Here is a 17,089-nt window from a genome sequence, read left to right on the forward strand (position 1 = left end):
GCGCGGTCCGGCCGGCCGGTGGCAGGCTGGGGGTGTGAGACACCGTGAGTTGACCCAGGTGGTGGACGACGTGCTGGGGCCCGTCGAGGGCAGGCTGCTGCTGTCCGAGCTCGTGCTGGGCGCGCTGGGTGACCGCACCGGTGCGGCGGCGCTCGCGGACGGCGTCGAGCCGCGCGTCGTGTGGCACGCGCTGTGCGACGCGCTCGGTGTCCCCGAGTCCGCGCGCTGGGGCACCGACGCGCACCGCCAGGCGCCACCGCGGAACGCGGGGCGCTGACGGGGTGACCGGCGGGCGGGGGGGTCCGGGTGCTGCGTCGGTCCCGCCGGCGCGCGCCCGCTGGCTGCCACGCACGGCCGACCTGACCGACGCGTTCTTCTCGCTCGTCGTGACGGCCCTCGGGCTGGGGATCGCGATCGCGGTGGTCGACGGCGTGAGCGCGTCCTCGCCGTGGGGCGTGCTGCTGGCGGCGCTCGCGGTGGGCGTCGGCGACCTCGTGCTGCGCGCCCCGCTGCGGCTGCTCGCCACCGCCGCGGGGGCCGCCGGCGCGCTCGTCGCGGGGCTGGCTGCGCAGGTCCTCGTCGCCTGGGTGGCGCTGCTCGTCGCGCCCGGCGTGACCGTGGCGTCCGGCTGGTCGGTGCTGTGGGTGCTGCTGCTCACGTCGGCCGTCATGGCGGTGGGGCGCTGGCTGTGGGGGTCGAGCGACAACGCGTACGTCGTCGCCGACGTCGTGCGCCGCGCGCGGCGTCACGCGCGCGGCAGCGGTTCAGCTGCCGGCGGGCCCCGTCCGCCCGGGCTGCTGGTCGTGCAGCTCGACGGGGTCAGCGCGCCCGTGCTCCACCAGGCCGTCGACGCGGGCCTGGTCCCGACCATGCAGCGCTGGCTCGAGTCGGGCAGCCACCGTGTCGACACGTGGTGGGCGACGGTCCCGTCGACGACGCCCGCGGCGCAGGCGGGTCTGCTGCACGGCGCCGCCGACCAGATCCCCGCCTTCCGCTGGTGGGACCGCGGCCTGGGTCGTCTCGTGGTGACGAACCGCCCGGACGACGCGGCGCTGGTCGAGGAGCGCCTGAGCGACGGCGCCGGGCTGCTGTCCGGGGGCGGGACGGCGGTGGCGACGATCTTCTCCGGCGACGCGGCCGCGTCGTACCTCGTGATGAGCCGGGGGTCCCGGCACGGCCTGGGTCCCGGCCCTGCCTACGCGCGGTTCTTCGCCCGGCCGTTCGTGCTCGCGCGCGCCGTGACGGTCACGGCCGGGGAGATCCTCAAGGAGCTGTACCAGGCGCGCCGCCAGGTCGTGTACGACGTGCAGCCGCGCGTGTCCCGCGGCGGGTGGTACGTCGTGCTGCGAGCGGTGACCAACGTGCTGCTGCGGGACCTGGCGACGGCGCTCGTGGCCGACGCGCTCGTCCGGGGCGACCCCACGGTGTTCGTCGACCTCGTCGACTACGACGAGGTCGCGCACCACGCCGGGCCGACCCGGCCCGAGGCGCTGCGCTCGCTCGAGGGGCTGGACCAGGTGCTGCGCATCCTCGAGGAGGTCGCCCGGGGTGCGCCGCGCCGGTACGACCTCGTGGTGCTCTCCGACCACGGCCAGACGCTCGGTGCCACGTTCGAGCAGGTGGAGGGTCGGTCGCTGCTGGAGACCGTGCGGGCGCTCATGGCCGAGCCGGGCGTGGCAGGGCTCGAGAGCTCGGACGGGGAGGCGTGGGGACCGGTCAACGCGCTGCTCGCCGGTGTGCTGGGCCGCGGCGGCGACCCCGTCGTGCTCGGGCCCGACGCCGGTGCGGGGGACCGCCGCCACGGACGCGGACGGCGTGAGGACGGCCCGCGGCTCCGCGAGCACGGCCGGGCGGGACGTGCGCCGGACGGCGGGCAGGGCGCCCCGGACGTGGTCGTCGTCGGCTCCGGGAACCTGGGCCTGGTGTGGTTCCCGGACGCCGCCGAGCGCCTCGTGCTCGAGGACCTGCAGGTCAGGTGGCCCGGTCTGGTGTCCGGCCTGGCCGCCCGTCCGGCCGTCGGCGTCGTCGTGGTCGACACCCGCTCACGCGGCCTGGTGGCCGTCGGCGCGTCGGGGCTGCGGCTGCTGGAGGCCGACGACGACGCCGTCGAGGGCGACGACCCGCTTGCGGCGTACCCGGCGCGCGCCGCGGCGGACCTCGCGCGGGCGGCACGGCTGCCCCACACGGGCGACCTGCTGCTCGTGTCCGCGGTGGGCCCGCGCGACCAGGTGCACGCGTTCGAGGGGCAGGTCGGGTCGCACGGCGGCCTGGGCGGCGCGCAGAACCTGGCGTTCCTGCTGCACCCGGCGGACCTGGCGGTGGACGACGCGCGGTGCGAGGACGTCGACGGGCTGCGGCTGCTCGTCGGCCCGGACGCCGTGCACGCCCAGCTGGTGGCGTGGCAGGTCGAGCGGGGGGTGCGTGCGCCCGCGGCACGCACGTCGGTGCGGGAGGTCGGGTGAGCGTGCGCGTGCGGTGGCTGGGCCACGCGACGGTCGTGCTGGACGTGGCCGACGTGCGGCTCGTCACCGACCCGTTGCTCCGCCGCCACGCCGGTCTGCTGCGCCGGCGGGGCGGGCAGGCGCCGCGGCCCTCGGACTGGCGCGGCGCGGACGCCGCGCTCGTCTCGCACCTGCACCACGACCACGCCGAGCTGGGGTCGCTGCGGATGCTCGGGCCGGTGCCGGTGCTCGCCGCGCCGTCGAGCGCGCACTGGCTCACCGCGCACGGGCTGGACGGCGTGGCCCTGGCGGAGGGGCACTGGGGCGCCGTCGGGCGCGAGGTGCGCGTGCGCACCGTGCCGGCGGTGCACGGGCACCGGCCCATGCCGCACCGCCCGAACGCCGCGACGGGGTTCGTGGTGCGCGGCGGCGGGCTCACGGTGTGGTTCGCGGGGGACACCGGGCCGTTCCCCGGGCTGGCCCGTGTGCCCGAGCTCGCCGGGGCGCCCGTCGACCTGGCCCTGGTGCCGGTCGGGGGGTGGGGTCCGCGGCTGTCGGGCGGGCACCTGGACCCTGTCGAGGCGGCGCGCGCGTGCGCGCTGGTCGGGGCGCGTGTCGCCGTGCCGGTCCACTGGGGCACGCTGCACGCGCCCGCCTCGCGCGGGCTGCCGCCGGGGTGGATGGACCGGGCGGGGCGCGCGTTCGCGGCCGCGGTCCAGCGCGTGGCACCGGGCGTGCGGCCCTGCGTCCTGGCGCCGGGGGAGGCGACCGAGGTGAGTCCCGCCGTGCCCGGGCCACGTCCGACCGGGCGGTGACGACGCGCGGCGTGTCGGCGGCCCTCGTCGAACACGTGTTCGGGTAACGTGGTGCCCGGTGACACGGTCGAGCCGACCACAGCCCGCCCGGCGACGAGCCGGTCCACGGGTGAGCGGGCGGTCCGGCCGGATGTCGGTGGTCGGGCATAGCGTCGCCGCGACACGACCAGCCCCCGCAGGAGCAGCACCCACGCTGCACGAGACGACGAGGTGGACCATGCCCGCTCCGGACCGCGCCAAGGCCCTTGAGGCCGCACTCAGCCAGATCGACCGCCAGTTCGGCAAGGGGTCGGTCATGCGCCTCGGCGACGAGACCCGTGCGCCCGTCGAGGTGATCCCCACGGGCTCCATCGCGCTCGACATCGCGCTCGGCATCGGCGGCCTGCCCCGCGGCCGCGTCGTCGAGGTGTACGGGCCGGAGTCCTCCGGCAAGACGACGGTCGCGCTGCACGCGGTCGCCAACGCGCAGAAGGCCGGCGGCATCGCGGCCTTCATCGACGCCGAGCACGCGCTCGACCCCGAGTACGCCAAGAAGCTCGGCGTCGACACCGACGCGCTGCTCGTGTCGCAGCCCGACACCGGTGAGCAGGCCCTCGAGATCATGGACACGCTGATCCGCTCGGGCGCGATCGACATCATCGTCATCGACTCCGTGGCCGCTCTCGTGCCCAAGGCCGAGATCGAGGGCGAGATGGGCGACTCGCACGTCGGTCTGCAGGCGCGGCTCATGTCGCAGGCGCTGCGCAAGATCACCGGTGCGCTCAACTCGTCGGGGACGACGGCGATCTTCATCAACCAGCTGCGCGAGAAGATCGGTGTCTTCTTCGGCAGCCCCGAGACCACCACGGGTGGCAAGGCGCTGAAGTTCTACGCGTCGGTCCGCCTGGACATCCGGCGCATCGAGACCCTCAAGGAGGGCACCGAGGCGGTCGGCAACCGCACGCGCGTCAAGGTCGTGAAGAACAAGATGGCCCCGCCGTTCAAGCAGGCCGAGTTCGACATCCTCTACGGCGTCGGCATCTCCCGCGAGGGCTCGCTCATCGACATGGGCGTGGAGCACGGCTTCGTGCGCAAGTCCGGTGCGTGGTTCACGTACGAGGGCGACCAGCTCGGTCAGGGCAAGGAGAACGCGCGCAAGTTCCTGCGCGACAACCCGGACCTGGCCAACGAGCTCGACAAGAAGATCAAGGAGAAGCTCGGCATCGGGGCGAAGGTCGACGCGCCGGCGGACGCACCGGTCGCCGTCGACTTCTGATCGGCGTGGGGGAGCTCACCGGCCGGTCCGCGGGGCGCCGCGGCCGGCCGGCTCCTGAGCCGCCGGACGTCGGCGCCGCCGCGCAGGACGCCGAACCCGACCCCGAGTCGGTCGCGCGAGCGATCGTGCTCCGGCGTCTGACGGGCGCTCCGCAGTCGCGTGCGCAGCTCGCGGACGCGCTCGCGCGGCGAGACGTCCCCGACGACGTCTCCACCCGTGTGCTCGACCGCTTCACCGAGGTCGGGCTCGTCGACGACCAGGAGTACGCGCGGATCCTCGTGCGGTCGCGTCACGCCGAGCGCGGTCTGTCGCGCCGGGCGCTCGGCGTCGAGCTGCGCCGCAAGGGCATCGACGACGAGACGGCGGCGGTCGCGCTGGCGGACGTCGACGACGCGGACGAGGAGAAGGCCGCCCGCGAGCTGGTGCGCCGGCGCCTGCGTTCGACGGCCGCCCTCGCGACCGAGGTGCGCATCCGCAGGACGTACGGGGCGCTCGGACGCAAGGGGTACCCCGCCGGCCTCGTCGCGCGCCTCGTGCGTGAGGAGCTCGCGGCCGAGGGCGCCGACGCCGACCTGGGCGACGCGGGCGACCTCGACGCGTAGGCACGGCGACCCGGCCCCGGTCGACGCGCGTGCGATCATCCCGGCGTGGACGAACCCCTGGTGCCGCAGGTCGGTGCGCCGGCGCGCGCGCTGCTGGACCGCACCACGGCGCTGGCGCGCACGGCCAGGGACGTCCTGGACCACCTGGACGGCACCGTGCTGCGCATCGCCGACACGGTGGCGCGCGACCGCGAGCAGCGCGTGCGCGCCGAGCTCGCGCTCGTCCCCGTCGCCAGGATCGGGGACGCGACGGACCGCAACCTGCGCCTCGGCAGGCTCGAGGACGCCGGCTACCGCGTGGCCGCCGACCTCATCGGGGTGCCCGCCGACGCGCTGGAGCAGGTCCCCGGCGTCGGGCCGCACACGGCCCGGGCCGCGGCGGCCGCCGTCGAGCAGCTCGCGGACGTCGCGCGGGAGGTGACCGCGCCGCGCCTGCGCCTCGACCGGCCCGACGGCGCACCCGACGTCCTGGCGACCACGCAGCTGCTCGCGCTGCTGGCACGCTCGCTGCGGCTGCACCCGCTGGTCGAGCCCCACCGGCAGGCGCTCGTCGACCACGTGCGGACCGTCGAGGCGTTCGCACCGGTCGCCGCGCCCACCCGCCGCCGGTGGCGGCACGTGCTCGCCCGGCCCGCCACCCGGCGCGCCGCGCGGCACGCGCTGGGCGTGCTGGCCGAGGCCGATGCCTGGGCGGAGCGCACCGGCCTGGGCGCTGTCGTCGAGCACCTCGCCGCCGCGTGCGCGGAGCCCGACCCGACGCAGGGCGTCCTGTGGGACGACGTCGAGTCCCGCCCCGCCACGTACACGACCGAGCTCCTGCGCCTCGTGCCCGCCGCGATCGACCTGGTCGTCGAGCGGGGTCTCCTGGCGGCCGACCTGGCCGCCCAGGTGGCCGACCACCCGCTCGACACCGCTGCGCTGCGGGTGCGCCTGCGCGGCTACCAGGACTTCGGTGCCCGGTTCCTGCTGCACCAGGGCCGCGCGCTGCTCGGCGACGAGATGGGGCTCGGCAAGACCGTGCAGGCGATCGCCGCGATGGCGCACGTCACCGCGCAGGGCGCCACCCACCTGCTCGTGGTGTGCCCGGCGAGCGTCCTGGTGACGTGGCAGCGCGAGATCGAGCGCCACTCGACGCTGACGCCGGTCCGCGTGCACGGGCCCGACGCGGCCGCCGCGGGGGAGCGGTGGCTGCGGGACGGCGGCGTCGCCGTGGCCACGTACGGGTCGCTGCGCCACGTACCGGCGCTCGAGTGCCCGGCGTCCGCTCCGGTGTCGTCGGGGCCGGGCGGCGACGCTGTGCCCGGCATCACCGCCGGTGCGCTCGGCATGCTCGTCGTCGACGAGGCGCACCTGGTGAAGAACCCGCGCACCGCGCGGGCCCGTGAGGTCCGGGCCTGGGCGGCCCGCACCGCGCGCGTGGCGCTGCTGACGGGCACGCCGATGGAGAACCGCGTCGGCGACTTCGTCGAGCTGGTGCGCCTCGTGCAGCCGGACCTCGCAGCAGGTCTGCCGCGTCATCTCGGGCTGGCCGGCCGTGACGCGTTCCGCCGCGCCGTGGCGCCGGTGTACCTGCGGCGTGACCGCGACGACGTGCTGGTGGAGCTGCCCGCCCTGACCGTCGTGGACGAGTGGGAGGAGCTGACGGGGGAGGGTCAGCGGGCCTACCGCGCGGCGGTGTCCACCGGCGACCTCATGACGATGCGCAGGGTCGCGTCGGTGCGCGACGGGCACCCCACCTCGGGCAAGCTCGGCCGGCTGCTGGAGATCGTCGCCGACGCGCGGGCGCACGGGCGGCGGGTCGTCGTGTTCTCGTGGTTCCGGGACGTGCTGGACGTCGTCGCCGACGCGCTCGTGCGGCACGGGGGTGCCACGGTCGTCGGCCCTCTGACGGGTGACGTCCCGCCGCAGCGGCGCCAGGAGATGGTCGACGAGCTCGCGGCGCTCGACGCGTCGGTCGGTGCGGTGCTCGTCGCCCAGGTCCAGGCCGGGGGGGTGGGGCTGAACCTGCAGTGCGCCTCGGTGGCGGTCCTCTGCGAGCCGCAGCTGACCCCCGCGGCCGAGGCGCAGGCGTTCGCGCGTCTGCACCGCATGGGCCAGCTGCGGCCCGTGACCGCGCACCGCCTCCTCGCCGAGGGCACGGTCGACGAGCGGCTCGTGGCGCTGCTCGCGGACAAGGCGCTCGAGTTCGACACGTACGTGCGCGACTCGCTGCTCGCGGAGCAGACGGTCCGGGCCGTCGACGTGACGCAGGCGGACCTGGCACGGGACGTCGTCGCCTGGGAGCAGGCGCAGTGGGGCCGCGGGCCCCTGTGGGACGCCCCGTCGGAGGTCCTGGAGGCCTGACCTGGCGCGGCGGTGCGGCGCCGGCCCGTCGAGCAGTGACAATGGGCCGGACGCCCGCACGGGCGTCACGTCGAGGAGGTGCCGTGGAGCCGGCTGCGTTCGCTACGGTCGTCGGGCTGCTCGGTGCATGCCTGGTCGCCCTCATCCTGGTGCTGACCGCACGCCGTGAGGCCGACCAGCATCGCCGTCGGGCCAGCGAGGACGTCGCGCGGATCCGGGACGAGGCGCGCGCGATGCTGGCCGACGCCGAGCGCCGCGAGCGCCGCGTCGCCGACCGGGAGCGCGAGCTCGCCGCCGAGCGTGCCGCGACGGCCGACCTCGAACGGCGCGCCCGCGCCGAGGCCGAGGCGCTCGCGGAGGCCCGCCGGGTCGCGGCCCGCGAGCTCGACAAGGCCGAGCGCGTCGCGGCGCGCACGGTCGCGGACGCCGACCGCGCGGCCAACGAACGGCTCGCCGACGCCCGGGCCCAGGCGCGCGCCGAGCTGGAGTCCGTCAGCGGCATCACGCAGGACGAGGCGCTGGCGGAGCTGACGCGCCGCATCGGCGACGAGGCCGCCGCCGCCGCCGCGGCGCAGGTGCGTCGCGTCGAGGCCCAGGCCCGTCGGACGGCGGAGGCCCGTGCGCGGCGGATCGTGTCCACCGCGGTGCAGCGCGTCGCGGTGCCGACCAGCGCCCAGGCCGCCGTCACGATCCTGCCGCTGCCGTCGGACGAGATGAAGGGCCGCATCATCGGCAAGGAGGGGCGCAACATCCGGCACTTCGAGGCGCTCACCGGCGTCAACGTGCTCGTCGACGAGACGCCCGACACCGTCGTCCTGTCGTGCTTCGACGCCGAGCGGCGCGAGCTCGCCGAGGTGACGCTCGAGACCCTGATGTCGGACGGGCGCATCCACCCCCAGCGCATCGAGGCGGCGTACGCCGAAGCGGTTGCCGGCGCGGACGACCGCCACGACGCGGCCGGGCACGACGCGGCCGAGCGTGCGGGCGTCGACCGCCTGCACCCGGACCTCGTGCGCACGATGGGCCGGTTGCGGCTGCGGTCGTCGTACGGCCAGAACGTCCTGGAGCACCTCGTCGAGAGCGCGCAGATCGCCGCAGCGATCGCGAGCGAGGTGGGCGCCGACGTCGCCGTGGCCCGCCGCGGGGCGTTCCTGCACGACCTCGGCAAGGCCCTCACCGGGCAGGTCGCCGGCCCTCACGCGGCCGTGGGTGCGGATCTCGCGCGCCGGGCGGGGGAGTCGGACGCGGTCGTCAACGCCATCGCCGCCCACCACGACGAGGTGCCGGCCGAGACGGTGGAGGCGGTCCTGGTGCAGGCCGCGGACGCCGTGTCCGCGGCCCGGCCGGGTGCCCGCCGCCAGGAGATCGACCAGTACGTCGAGCGCATGGGTGAGCTCGAGGCCCTCGTCACGGGCTTCCGCGGTGTCCGTCGCGCCCTCGCGATGGCCGCCGGCAGGGAGGTCCGCGTCGTGGTCGAGCCGGACGAGGTCGACGACCACGCGCTGCCCCAGCTGGCGTCGGCGATCGCCAAGCACATCGAGGCGGACCTGACGTACCCCGGTGAGATCCGCGTGACCGTGGTGCGCGAGCTGCGGGCGAGCGCGACCGCGGGCTGACGGCCGCGCTCGCCGGGCCGCTACTGGTCGATCGTCGCCGCCAGCGCCGGTGCCTCGGCCTTCGCCGTCCCGGCGGTCAGCCGGCCGACGCGGGACGCGAGGCGCTCGGCCAGCGCCGTGAGCGCGTAGTTGATGACGATGAAGACCACGGCGGCCACGAGCAGCGCCTGCAGGATGTTGCCGTTCCCGGAGCCGAACCGGCGTGCCGCGTCGAGCAGCTCGGGGTAGGTGATGATCGCGCCGAGGGCGGTGTCCTTGAGGATCACGACGAGCTGGCTGGCGATCGCGGGGAGCATCGCGATCAGGGCCTGGGGGATCTCGACGATCCGCAGCGACTGCGCCGGCCGCAGACCGACCGCGAGGGCGGCCTCGCGCTGCCCGCGGGGGAGGTTGTGGACGCCCGACCGCACCAGCTCGGCGAACACCGACCCGTTGTAGAGCGTCAGGCCGAGCACGACGGCCAGCAGCGGCACGTCGCGCGGCTCGACGACGCGCAGCTGCGAGATGCCCGCGTAGAAGAAGATCATCATCAGCAGCACGGGCACCGCGCGGAAGAACTCGACGACGGTCCCCGCCAGCCACCTCACGACCCGGGAGCCGGACAGCCGGCCGAGGCCCAGCACGAGGCCGAGCACGGCCGATGCGACGATCGCCAGCCCGGCGGCCCGCAGGGTGTCCCGCAGCCCCGGCAGCAGGTAGTCCGTCCACGTGCCGGGCTGGAGGAACGGCCGCCACAGGGCCGCGTCGAGCTGGCCCTTGCGGTCGAGCAGCACGAGGACCCAGGCCCCGATGCCGGCGACGACGACGGCGGCCACGATGTTGACCACCATCATCCGTCGCCGCGTGCGAGGGCCGGGGACGTCGAACAGGACGGACTGGGTCATCGGGCCACCGCCAGCCGCCGCGAGAGCGAGGTCGTCGCGATCCCGACGGGGACGACGATGATCACGTAGCCGAGCGCGAACGTCAGGAAGATCGCGAAGATGACGTCGGGGCGGAACTCGATCATGGTCCTCATCAGTCCGGACGTCTCGGCCACCGAGCCGGCCGCGGCCACGGTGGAGTTCTTGATGAGGGCGATGAGCACGTTCCCCAGCGGCGCGACCGCGCCGCGGAACGCCTGCGGCAGGATGATCAGCCGTGCTGCCGGCCAGAAGCCCAGTCCGATCGCCCGGGCGGCCTCCGACTGCCCGACCGGCACGGTGTTGACGCCGGAGCGCAGCGCCTCGCAGACGAACGCCGCGTGGTACGCCGCGAGTCCCAGGACGGCGAGCCGGAAGAAGTTGGTCTGGAAGTCGCTCGAGAGCGTGATGCCCAGCTGGCCCCACAGGCCGAGCACGCAGAACACGATGATGATCGTCAGGGGCGTGTTGCGCAGCAGCGTCACGTACGTCGTGCCGGCCCAGCGCAGGCTCGGTACCGGCGAGATCCGCATGACGGCGAGCACGGTGCCGACGACGAGCGCGATGACGCCGGCGTACAGCGTCAGCTGGATGTTCACCCAGAACGCCGCGAGCACGTCGAACTCGTCGAACAGGGACACGAACTGGTCGAGGTAGCCCTCGTCCACCGGACCTCCCGGGAGGTGAGCGGGCCCGGGGCCGGACCGCTGCGGCGGGCCGGCCCCGGGATGGCGTCAGACGAAGGTCAGGCGCACGCCTCGACGGTCGGCGGGTTCAGCTCCTCGTTGGGCTGGTAGCCCGACGCGCCCACGTTGTCGTCCAGGGCGGACTGCCACGAGCCGTCCTCGATCATCTCGGTGATCGCGGCGTTCACGTCCTCGCAGAAGTCGCTGTCCTTGGCCAGGCCGACACCGTAGTTCTCCTCCGAGAACGGGTTGCCGACGACCTTCACCTTGCCCTCGTTGGCGGCGACGGACGCCAGGCCGGCGAGGATGATGTCGTCGGTCGTCACGGCGTCCACGGTGCCGGCGACGAGCGCGGTGACGCACTCGGCGTAGCCCGGCTGCTCCAGCAGCTCGGTGCCCGCGGCGTACTCGTCCTTGATCCGCTGCGCGGACGTCGAGCCGGTCACCGAGCACAGGTTCTTGCCCTCGAGGTCCTCGGGGCCGGAGATCGAGTCGTCGTCGGCCGCGACGAGCAGGTCCTGCCCGGCGACGAAGTACGGGCCGGCGAAGGCCACGACCTCCTTGCGCTTGTCGGTGATCGAGTAGGTCGCGAAGATCATGTCGACCTGGCCGTTCTGCAGCATCGTCTCGCGCTGCGCGGACGGGGCCTGCACCCACTCGATCTGCTCCTCGCCGTACCCGAGCTTGTCCGCGACGTAGGTCGCGACGGCGACGTCGAAGCCGGTGTAGTCGCTGCCGTCCTGGTACCCCAGGCCGGGCTGGTCGAACTTGATGCCGATCCGCAGGGTGCCCTCGGCCCCGGCCGTCTCGTCACCGGTGGCCGCGCCGCCGGCGCCGGCGGTCTCCTCGGGCTCGTCACCCCCGCCTGCGCAGGCGCCGAGCGTGAGCGCGGCCACCGCCGTGAGGGCGATCGCCAGTCGTGGTGCACGCATGTGTGCTTCCCTTCGTCGTGCTTCGTGGGATCAGTCCGGGGTGCTGCCGTCAGTGGGTGAGGATCTTCGAGAGGAAGTCCTGGGCGCGCTCGCTGCGCGGCGCGGTGAAGAACGTCTCGGGGTCGGCGTCCTCGACGACCTGTCCGGCGTCCATGAACACCACGCGGTGCGCCGCGCGGCGGGCGAAGCCCATCTCGTGCGTGACGACGATCATCGTCATGCCGTCGTGCGCGAGGCCGACCATCACGTCGAGCACCTCGTTGATCATCTCGGGGTCGAGCGCCGACGTCGGCTCGTCGAACAGCATCGCCTGGGGCTTCATCGCCAGGGCGCGTGCGATCGCCACGCGCTGCTGCTGACCGCCCGAGAGCTGGGCGGGGCGCTTCGCGGCCTGGTCGGCCACGCCGACGCGCTCCAGCAGCTCCATCGCGTCCGCCTTCGCCTGCGCGGGGCGGACGCCCTTGGCCTTGATCTGCCCGATCGTCACGTTCTCCAGGACGGTGCGGTGCGCGAACAGGTTGAAGGACTGGAACACCATGCCCACGTCGGCGCGCAGGCGGGCGAGCTCGCGACCCTCGGAGGGCAGCGGCTTGCCGTCGAACGTGATCGTGCCCGAGTCGATGGTCTCGAGCCGGTTGATGGTGCGGCAGAGCGTCGACTTGCCGGACCCGGACGGCCCGATCACCACCACGACCTCGCCCCGGTGCACGGTCAGGTCGACGTCCCGCAGCACGTGCAGCGCACCGAAGTGCTTGTCCACGTGCTCCAGGACGATGAGCGGTTCGCCGGTCGGGCGTGCCGCCGGGTCCACGGGCGGTCGCTCGTCGGTCATGCTGTCGGCCATTGCTCGAACCTACGGGTGGGATGTTGCGGACGCCATCGATGCACGTCACGGTCCAGTAACAGCCTGTTCACACGGATCGTCCCGGGCTCCGCGCGCGGACGGCCGGGCCGGGGCGCCGCGGACGGCGTCGTACGCTGGGGAACGATGTCCACGACCCTGCCCGCCCCGGCACGCACGCACGTCCCGGGCCCCGCGACCGACACCGACCTCCTCGAGGGCGGGCGCGCGCGCACGTACCTGGTCAAGACGCTCGGGTGCCAGATGAACGTGCACGACTCGGAGCACATGGCCGGCATGCTCGAGCAGGCCGGCTACGTGCCGGCCGCGCCGGCGCAGGCGGCGGCGGAGGACGTCGACGTCCTCGTCATCAACACGTGCGCGGTGCGGGAGAACGCCGCCGACAAGCTCTACGGCAACCTGGGCCGGCTCGCGAGCACCAAGCGGTCGCGGCCGGGGGGCATGCAGATCGCCGTCGGCGGCTGCCTGGCCCAGAAGGACCGTGCCGGGATCGTCGAGCGGGCACCGTGGGTCGACGTCGTCTTCGGCACCCACAACCTCGACGTGCTGCCGACGCTCCTGGAGCGTGCACGGCACAACGCCGCCGCCCAGGTCGAGATCGCGGAGTCGCTGCAGGTCTTCCCGAGCACGCTGCCGACCCGCCGCGAGTCGGTGTACGCCGGCTGGGTGTCGATCTCGGTGGGGTGCAACAACACCTGCACGTTCTGCATCGTGCCCCACCTGCGCGGCAAGGAGCGCGACCGGCGGCCGGGCGAGATCCTGGCCGAGGTCGAGGCGCTCGTCGCGACGGGTGCGATCGAGGTCACGCTGCTCGGGCAGAACGTCAACTCCTACGGCGTGGGCTTCGGCGACCGCCACGCGTTCGGCAAGCTGCTGCGTGCGGTCGGCGCGGTCCCCGGGCTCGAGCGCGTGCGCTTCACGTCGCCCCACCCGGCGGCGTTCACGGACGACGTCATCGCCGCCATGGCCGAGACGCCGACGGTGATGCCGCAGCTGCACATGCCGCTGCAGTCGGGGTCCGACCGGGTGCTGCGCGCCATGCGCCGGTCGTACCGCGCCGAGCGGTTCCTCGGGATCCTCGACCGCGTGCGCGCCGCGATCCCGCACGCCGCCATCACGACGGACGTCATCGTGGGGTTCCCGGGCGAGACGGAGGAGGACTTCGCGCAGACGCTCGACGTCGTCGAGCGCTCGCGGTTCTCGTCGGCGTTCACCTTCCAGTACTCGCCCCGTCCCGGGACGCCGGCCGCCGACCTGCCCGACCAGCTGCCCAAGGCCGTCGTGCAGGAGCGCTACGAGCGCCTGGTGGCGCTGCAGGAGCGCATCTCCGCGGAGGAGAACGCGGCACAGGTCGGCCGGACGGTCGACGTGCTCGTCGCGCAGGGCGAGGGCCGCAAGGACGGCGCGACGGCCCGCATCTCGGGTCGCGCGCAGGACAACCGCCTGGTGCACCTGTCGCTGCCGGCAGGCCTCGGCGCCGACGGCGCGCCCCGGCCCGGCGACCTCGTCACGGTGGAGGTCACGCACGGGGCGCCGCACCACCTCGTCGCCGACTCGGCGCTGGCGCCCGGCGGGACGTTCCGGGTGCGACGCACCCGCGCGGGCGACGCCTGGCAGGCGCGCGCGGAGGGCCGCGAGGAGCACACGCACGGCACCGGCGGCGGCTGCGGCACGGCCGCGCCCGCCCCCGCCGGCCCGGTGGTGCTCGGCCTGCCGACCCTCGGCCGCCCGTCGGTCTGACGGCTCCCGCCGGTGCCCGCCCGGGCCACGACGTAGCGTGGTGGTGGGCACCCGGGCCCTAGGGACCACGTCGCACGGCGGGCCCGGGTCTTCAATGAGCGCGGCACCGTCGCCGTCTCGCACCCTTCGTGGAGTCCGCCATGTCCGAGGTCTTCCTGTTCCTCGCCCAGCAGCCCGTGCTGCTGCTGTTCGTCGTCATCGGCGTCGGCTCCCTCGTCGGGCACGTCAAGGTCCGCGGCGTCGGGCTCGGGGCCGCGGCCGTGCTGTTCCTCGCGATCGCGCTGTCCGCGTGGGCCGCGTCCTACGGGATCGACCTCGAGATCACCGAGGCCCTGGGCACCCTCGGCCTGACGCTGTTCACGTTCTGCGTCGGCCTCGTGTCGGGGGCGACGTTCTTCTCCTCGCTGCGCCGCAGCCTGGCGCCGATCCTGGCCGTGGCGGGCGTCCTGCTGGTCAGCGCGCTCGTGGCCGTCGGCGCGGGGCGCCTGCTGGGCCTCGACGCGCCCGTCGTCGCGGGTGCGTGGGCCGGCGCGGTGACGAACACGCCGGCGCTGGCCGCCGCGCGCGACGCGGCGGGCGACGCGACCGCCCCGACCATCGGGTACGCGGTGACGTACCTGTTCGGGGTCGTCGGGATGCTCGTCGCCGTCTCGGCCGCGCTGCGCCACCGGGACAGCGACACCGACGCGCCGCCGACCCTCGTCACGCGGACGGTGCGTGTGGAGGCGGCCGACACGCCCAGCATCCGCCACCTCGAGGAGCGCCACGGCGACCGCATCAAGTTCTCCCGCGTCCGGCACGGCGAGGAGTCACCGATCCGCACGGCCGACGACACCGACCTGCTCGTGCTCGACGACCTCGTCACCGTCGTCGGGCCCTCGGAGGACGTCGAGGCCGTCACGCGCGAGCTCGGGCACACGTCGTCGCACCGGCTCGAGGCCGACCGGATGTACCTCGACATGCGCCGGGTGACGGTGTCGGCCGAGCGCGCGGCCGGGCACACGATCGCGGAGCTCGACCTGCTGCACCGGTTCGGCGCGACGATCTCGCGCGTGCGGCGCGGGGACGTGGACGTCGTCGCGACGGACGACTTCCAGCTGCAGCTCGGTGACCGCGTGCGCGTCATCGCACCGCGGGAGCGCATGGCGGAGGTGTCGACGTGGTTCGGCGACTCCTCGCGCGGGCTGTCGAACATCACGCCGATCCTGCTGGGTCTGGGCATGACCGCGGGGATCCTGCTCGGTGCGGTGGCGTTCCCCGTGCCCGGCCGCGTGTTCTCGATCGGGTCCGCGGCCGGGACGCTCGTGGTGGGCCTCGTGCTCGGGCGGCTGGGGCGCATCGGGCCGATCGTCACGGCGATGCCGTACACGGCGGCGCAGGCGATCGCGGAGCTCGGGCTGCTCATCTTCCTGGCCCAGGCGGGCACGCGCGCGGGCGCGCAGATCGGTGCGGCGTTCACGTCCGGCGCGTGGTTGCGCATCCTGGTGCTGGGTGTGCTGGTGACGACCGTGGTCGCCGTGGGCCTGTACGTCGTGATGCGGCGCGTCTTCCGCATCGGGGGGACGAGGCTGTCCGGCATCATCGGCGGCACGCAGACGCAGCCGGCCGTCCTGGCGTTCGCCAACGGCCGCACCGGCTACGACGCGCGCGTCGCCCTCGGCTACGCGCTGGTCTACCCGGCGGCCATGATCACCAAGATCGTCCTCGGGCAGGTGCTCGGCGGCTTGTGACCCTCAGTTGTCGGGGACGTCGGGGGGCGGCGTGCCCTCGGCGGGGACGACCGGGTCGAGGGCGGAGAACAGCTGCACGCCCGTCCCCAGGCCGCACGCGAGGAGCTGCGCGAGCTGCACGTCGGTGACCCCCGGCTCGAGGTCCGCCGAGACCTCCGAGTAGACGGCGAGCACGCCCTCCTCCTCGCGCACGTACGCCTTGGGCCAGATCCGCTCGCGGTTCCAGTCGTTGATCGCCAGGGCCAGCGAGCGACGCTGCTCCAGCGGCAGGGACCGGTGCCAGCGGCCGCGGACCTGCAGGATCTCCTGCTGGTCGCCCAGGAGCAGGAACCAGAAGCGGCTGCCGTCCCACGTGCCGGTGAGGTCGCCGTCGTCGTCCACGACGAACCGGTACCCCCGCCCGAGCAGGTAGTCCGCGACGCGGTCGCGCGTCAGGGGGCGCGGCGGCTCGTCGTCCAGCGGTCGGGTCTTGGTCGGCTTGGGGAGCCCGCCGAGCACACGCAGGAGCCACCCGGGCGCGCTCACGGTGCGGCTCCCGCCGGGTCGGGGTAGCGCTCGTCCAGCGCGTCGAACAGCATGCTGCCGGTCGACAGGCCGCAGAACAGGATCTGGCTGAGCTGGGCGTCGGTGGCCCCGTGCTCGAGGTCGGTCGCCACCTCGGCGACGACGTGCACGCGCCCGTTGTCACGCACGCGTGCGTACGCCTTGGGCCAGATGCGCTCGGCGTTCCACTCGTTGCACAGGTCGAGCACCTCCTCGAGCCGTTCGATGGCCAGCTCGCGGTGCCACTGGCCGCGCACCTGCAGGATCTCCGCCTGCTCGCCGAACAGGAAGAAGTAGAAGAGCCGGCCGCGCCACAGGCCGCCGAGGTCGCCGTCGTTGTCGATGAAGTACGAGAACTGGTTCTCGGACATCCACGACGCGATCCGGGCCGGTGACACCGCGGTCGGGAAGGTGTTGGCCTGCTCGGCCGTGCCGAGCTCACGGACCAGCAGCTCGGCGACCCGGTCGTGCAGCTCGACGTCGTCGACCGAGGTGACGGTGGCGTCGGGCTCCTGGCGTGCGCTGGACCACCACCGGCGTGCGCGTTGACGGAACCACCCCATGCGCCGACCCTACCTGGCGGTCCCGACGCCGTGCCCGCGCGGGCGGGCGTCGCGCCCGG

Annotated in this window: 15 protein-coding genes; 9 read left to right on the top strand and 6 right to left on the bottom strand. The window is 74.6% G+C overall.

Going from position 1 to position 17,089, the window contains the following annotated elements:
* The first annotated feature begins 34 nt into the window (after nucleotides 1-34).
* The 7 genes from NP075_RS07880 (at nucleotide 35) to rny (ending at nucleotide 9,072) form a co-directional block, all read left to right on the top strand.
* Complete coding sequence (locus NP075_RS07880; protein ID WP_227565029.1) at nucleotides 35-277, top strand: DUF3046 domain-containing protein; 243 nt, start codon at nucleotides 35-37, stop codon at nucleotides 275-277.
* Between the two features lie 4 nt (nucleotides 278-281).
* Nucleotides 282-2,462 carry an alkaline phosphatase family protein gene (locus tag NP075_RS07885; protein ID WP_227565028.1) on the top strand — a complete coding sequence of 727 codons (2,181 nt, stop codon included), beginning with the start codon at nucleotides 282-284 and terminating at the stop codon, nucleotides 2,460-2,462.
* Nucleotides 2,459-3,256, top strand: coding sequence for an MBL fold metallo-hydrolase (locus NP075_RS07890; protein WP_227565027.1), 798 nt, complete (start codon nucleotides 2,459-2,461; stop codon nucleotides 3,254-3,256). Before NP075_RS07885 ends, NP075_RS07890 begins: the two co-directional genes overlap by 4 nt.
* Before the next feature lie 217 nt (nucleotides 3,257-3,473).
* Nucleotides 3,474-4,511: a recombinase RecA gene (gene recA / locus NP075_RS07895; RefSeq protein WP_227565026.1), complete on the top strand. Its 1,038-nt coding sequence runs from the start codon at nucleotides 3,474-3,476 to the stop codon at nucleotides 4,509-4,511.
* 5 nt (nucleotides 4,512-4,516) lie between these two features.
* Nucleotides 4,517-5,113, top strand: coding sequence for a regulatory protein RecX (locus NP075_RS07900; protein ID WP_227565025.1), 597 nt, complete (start codon nucleotides 4,517-4,519; stop codon nucleotides 5,111-5,113).
* Between the two features lie 45 nt (nucleotides 5,114-5,158).
* The gene (locus NP075_RS07905) at nucleotides 5,159-7,456 is read left to right on the top strand and encodes a DEAD/DEAH box helicase (RefSeq protein WP_227565024.1); all 2,298 of its coding nucleotides are present in this window, start codon (nucleotides 5,159-5,161) and stop codon (nucleotides 7,454-7,456) included.
* 83 nt (nucleotides 7,457-7,539) lie between these two features.
* Entirely contained in the window at nucleotides 7,540-9,072 is a 1,533-nt protein-coding gene (gene rny / locus NP075_RS07910) for a ribonuclease Y (RefSeq protein ID WP_227565023.1), read from the top strand.
* 20 nt (nucleotides 9,073-9,092) lie between these two features.
* Here rny and NP075_RS07915 read toward each other — a convergent pair whose 3' ends face one another.
* The 4 genes from NP075_RS07915 to NP075_RS07930 all read right to left on the bottom strand — a co-directional run bounded on the left by NP075_RS07915 (nucleotide 9,093) and on the right by NP075_RS07930 (nucleotide 12,436).
* Complete coding sequence (locus NP075_RS07915; RefSeq protein WP_227565022.1) at nucleotides 9,093-9,956, bottom strand: amino acid ABC transporter permease; 864 nt, start codon at nucleotides 9,954-9,956, stop codon at nucleotides 9,093-9,095.
* Nucleotides 9,953-10,642 (bottom strand): amino acid ABC transporter permease, encoded by a 690-nt coding sequence (locus NP075_RS07920; RefSeq protein WP_227565021.1) that lies wholly within the window; start codon nucleotides 10,640-10,642, stop codon nucleotides 9,953-9,955. Before NP075_RS07920 ends, NP075_RS07915 begins: the two co-directional genes overlap by 4 nt.
* Nucleotides 10,643-10,719: 77 nt before the next feature.
* The gene (locus tag NP075_RS07925) at nucleotides 10,720-11,592 is read right to left on the bottom strand and encodes a glutamate ABC transporter substrate-binding protein (protein ID WP_227565020.1); all 873 of its coding nucleotides are present in this window, start codon (nucleotides 11,590-11,592) and stop codon (nucleotides 10,720-10,722) included.
* 49 nt (nucleotides 11,593-11,641) lie between these two features.
* Nucleotides 11,642-12,436, bottom strand: a complete 795-nt coding sequence (locus tag NP075_RS07930; RefSeq protein ID WP_284439920.1) for an amino acid ABC transporter ATP-binding protein — start codon at nucleotides 12,434-12,436, stop codon at nucleotides 11,642-11,644.
* 144 nt (nucleotides 12,437-12,580) lie between these two features.
* On the opposite strand from NP075_RS07930, the gene miaB reads away from it, so the two are divergent.
* Both miaB and NP075_RS07940 read left to right on the top strand, forming a co-directional pair.
* On the top strand, nucleotides 12,581-14,194 hold the full coding sequence (gene miaB / locus NP075_RS07935; protein ID WP_227565019.1) for a tRNA (N6-isopentenyl adenosine(37)-C2)-methylthiotransferase MiaB: 1,614 nt from the start codon (nucleotides 12,581-12,583) through the stop codon (nucleotides 14,192-14,194).
* 140 nt (nucleotides 14,195-14,334) lie between these two features.
* Nucleotides 14,335-15,924, top strand: a complete 1,590-nt coding sequence (locus NP075_RS07940; protein ID WP_227565018.1) for an aspartate:alanine exchanger family transporter — start codon at nucleotides 14,335-14,337, stop codon at nucleotides 15,922-15,924.
* A gap of 3 nt (nucleotides 15,925-15,927) precedes the next feature.
* Here NP075_RS07940 and NP075_RS07945 read toward each other — a convergent pair whose 3' ends face one another.
* Both NP075_RS07945 and NP075_RS07950 read right to left on the bottom strand, forming a co-directional pair.
* The gene (locus NP075_RS07945; RefSeq protein WP_227565017.1) at nucleotides 15,928-16,449 is read right to left on the bottom strand and encodes a type III secretion system chaperone family protein; all 522 of its coding nucleotides are present in this window, start codon (nucleotides 16,447-16,449) and stop codon (nucleotides 15,928-15,930) included.
* Nucleotides 16,446-17,030 carry a type III secretion system chaperone family protein gene (locus NP075_RS07950; protein ID WP_227565016.1) on the bottom strand — a complete coding sequence of 195 codons (585 nt, stop codon included), beginning with the start codon at nucleotides 17,028-17,030 and terminating at the stop codon, nucleotides 16,446-16,448. The genes NP075_RS07945 and NP075_RS07950 overlap by 4 nt, the downstream gene beginning before the upstream one ends.
* Nucleotides 17,031-17,089: the final 59 nt, after the last annotated feature.

Source organism: Cellulomonas wangsupingiae (assembly GCF_024508275.1).
Classification (GTDB): Bacteria; Actinomycetota; Actinomycetes; order Actinomycetales; family Cellulomonadaceae; genus Cellulomonas; species Cellulomonas wangsupingiae.

Coding starts and splice junctions, on each gene's coding strand:
- recA (WP_227565026.1), top strand. CDS start 3,474: ATGCCCGCTCCGGACCGCGCCAAGGCCCTTGAGGCCGCACTCAGCCAG.
- NP075_RS07915 (WP_227565022.1), bottom strand. CDS start 9,956: ATGACCCAGTCCGTCCTGTTCGACGTCCCCGGCCCTCGCACGCGGCGA.
- NP075_RS07925 (WP_227565020.1), bottom strand. CDS start 11,592: ATGCGTGCACCACGACTGGCGATCGCCCTCACGGCGGTGGCCGCGCTC.
- NP075_RS07930 (WP_284439920.1), bottom strand. CDS start 12,436: ATGGCCGACAGCATGACCGACGAGCGACCGCCCGTGGACCCGGCGGCA.
- miaB (WP_227565019.1), top strand. CDS start 12,581: ATGTCCACGACCCTGCCCGCCCCGGCACGCACGCACGTCCCGGGCCCC.
- NP075_RS07940 (WP_227565018.1), top strand. CDS start 14,335: ATGTCCGAGGTCTTCCTGTTCCTCGCCCAGCAGCCCGTGCTGCTGCTG.
- NP075_RS07950 (WP_227565016.1), bottom strand. CDS start 17,030: ATGGGGTGGTTCCGTCAACGCGCACGCCGGTGGTGGTCCAGCGCACGC.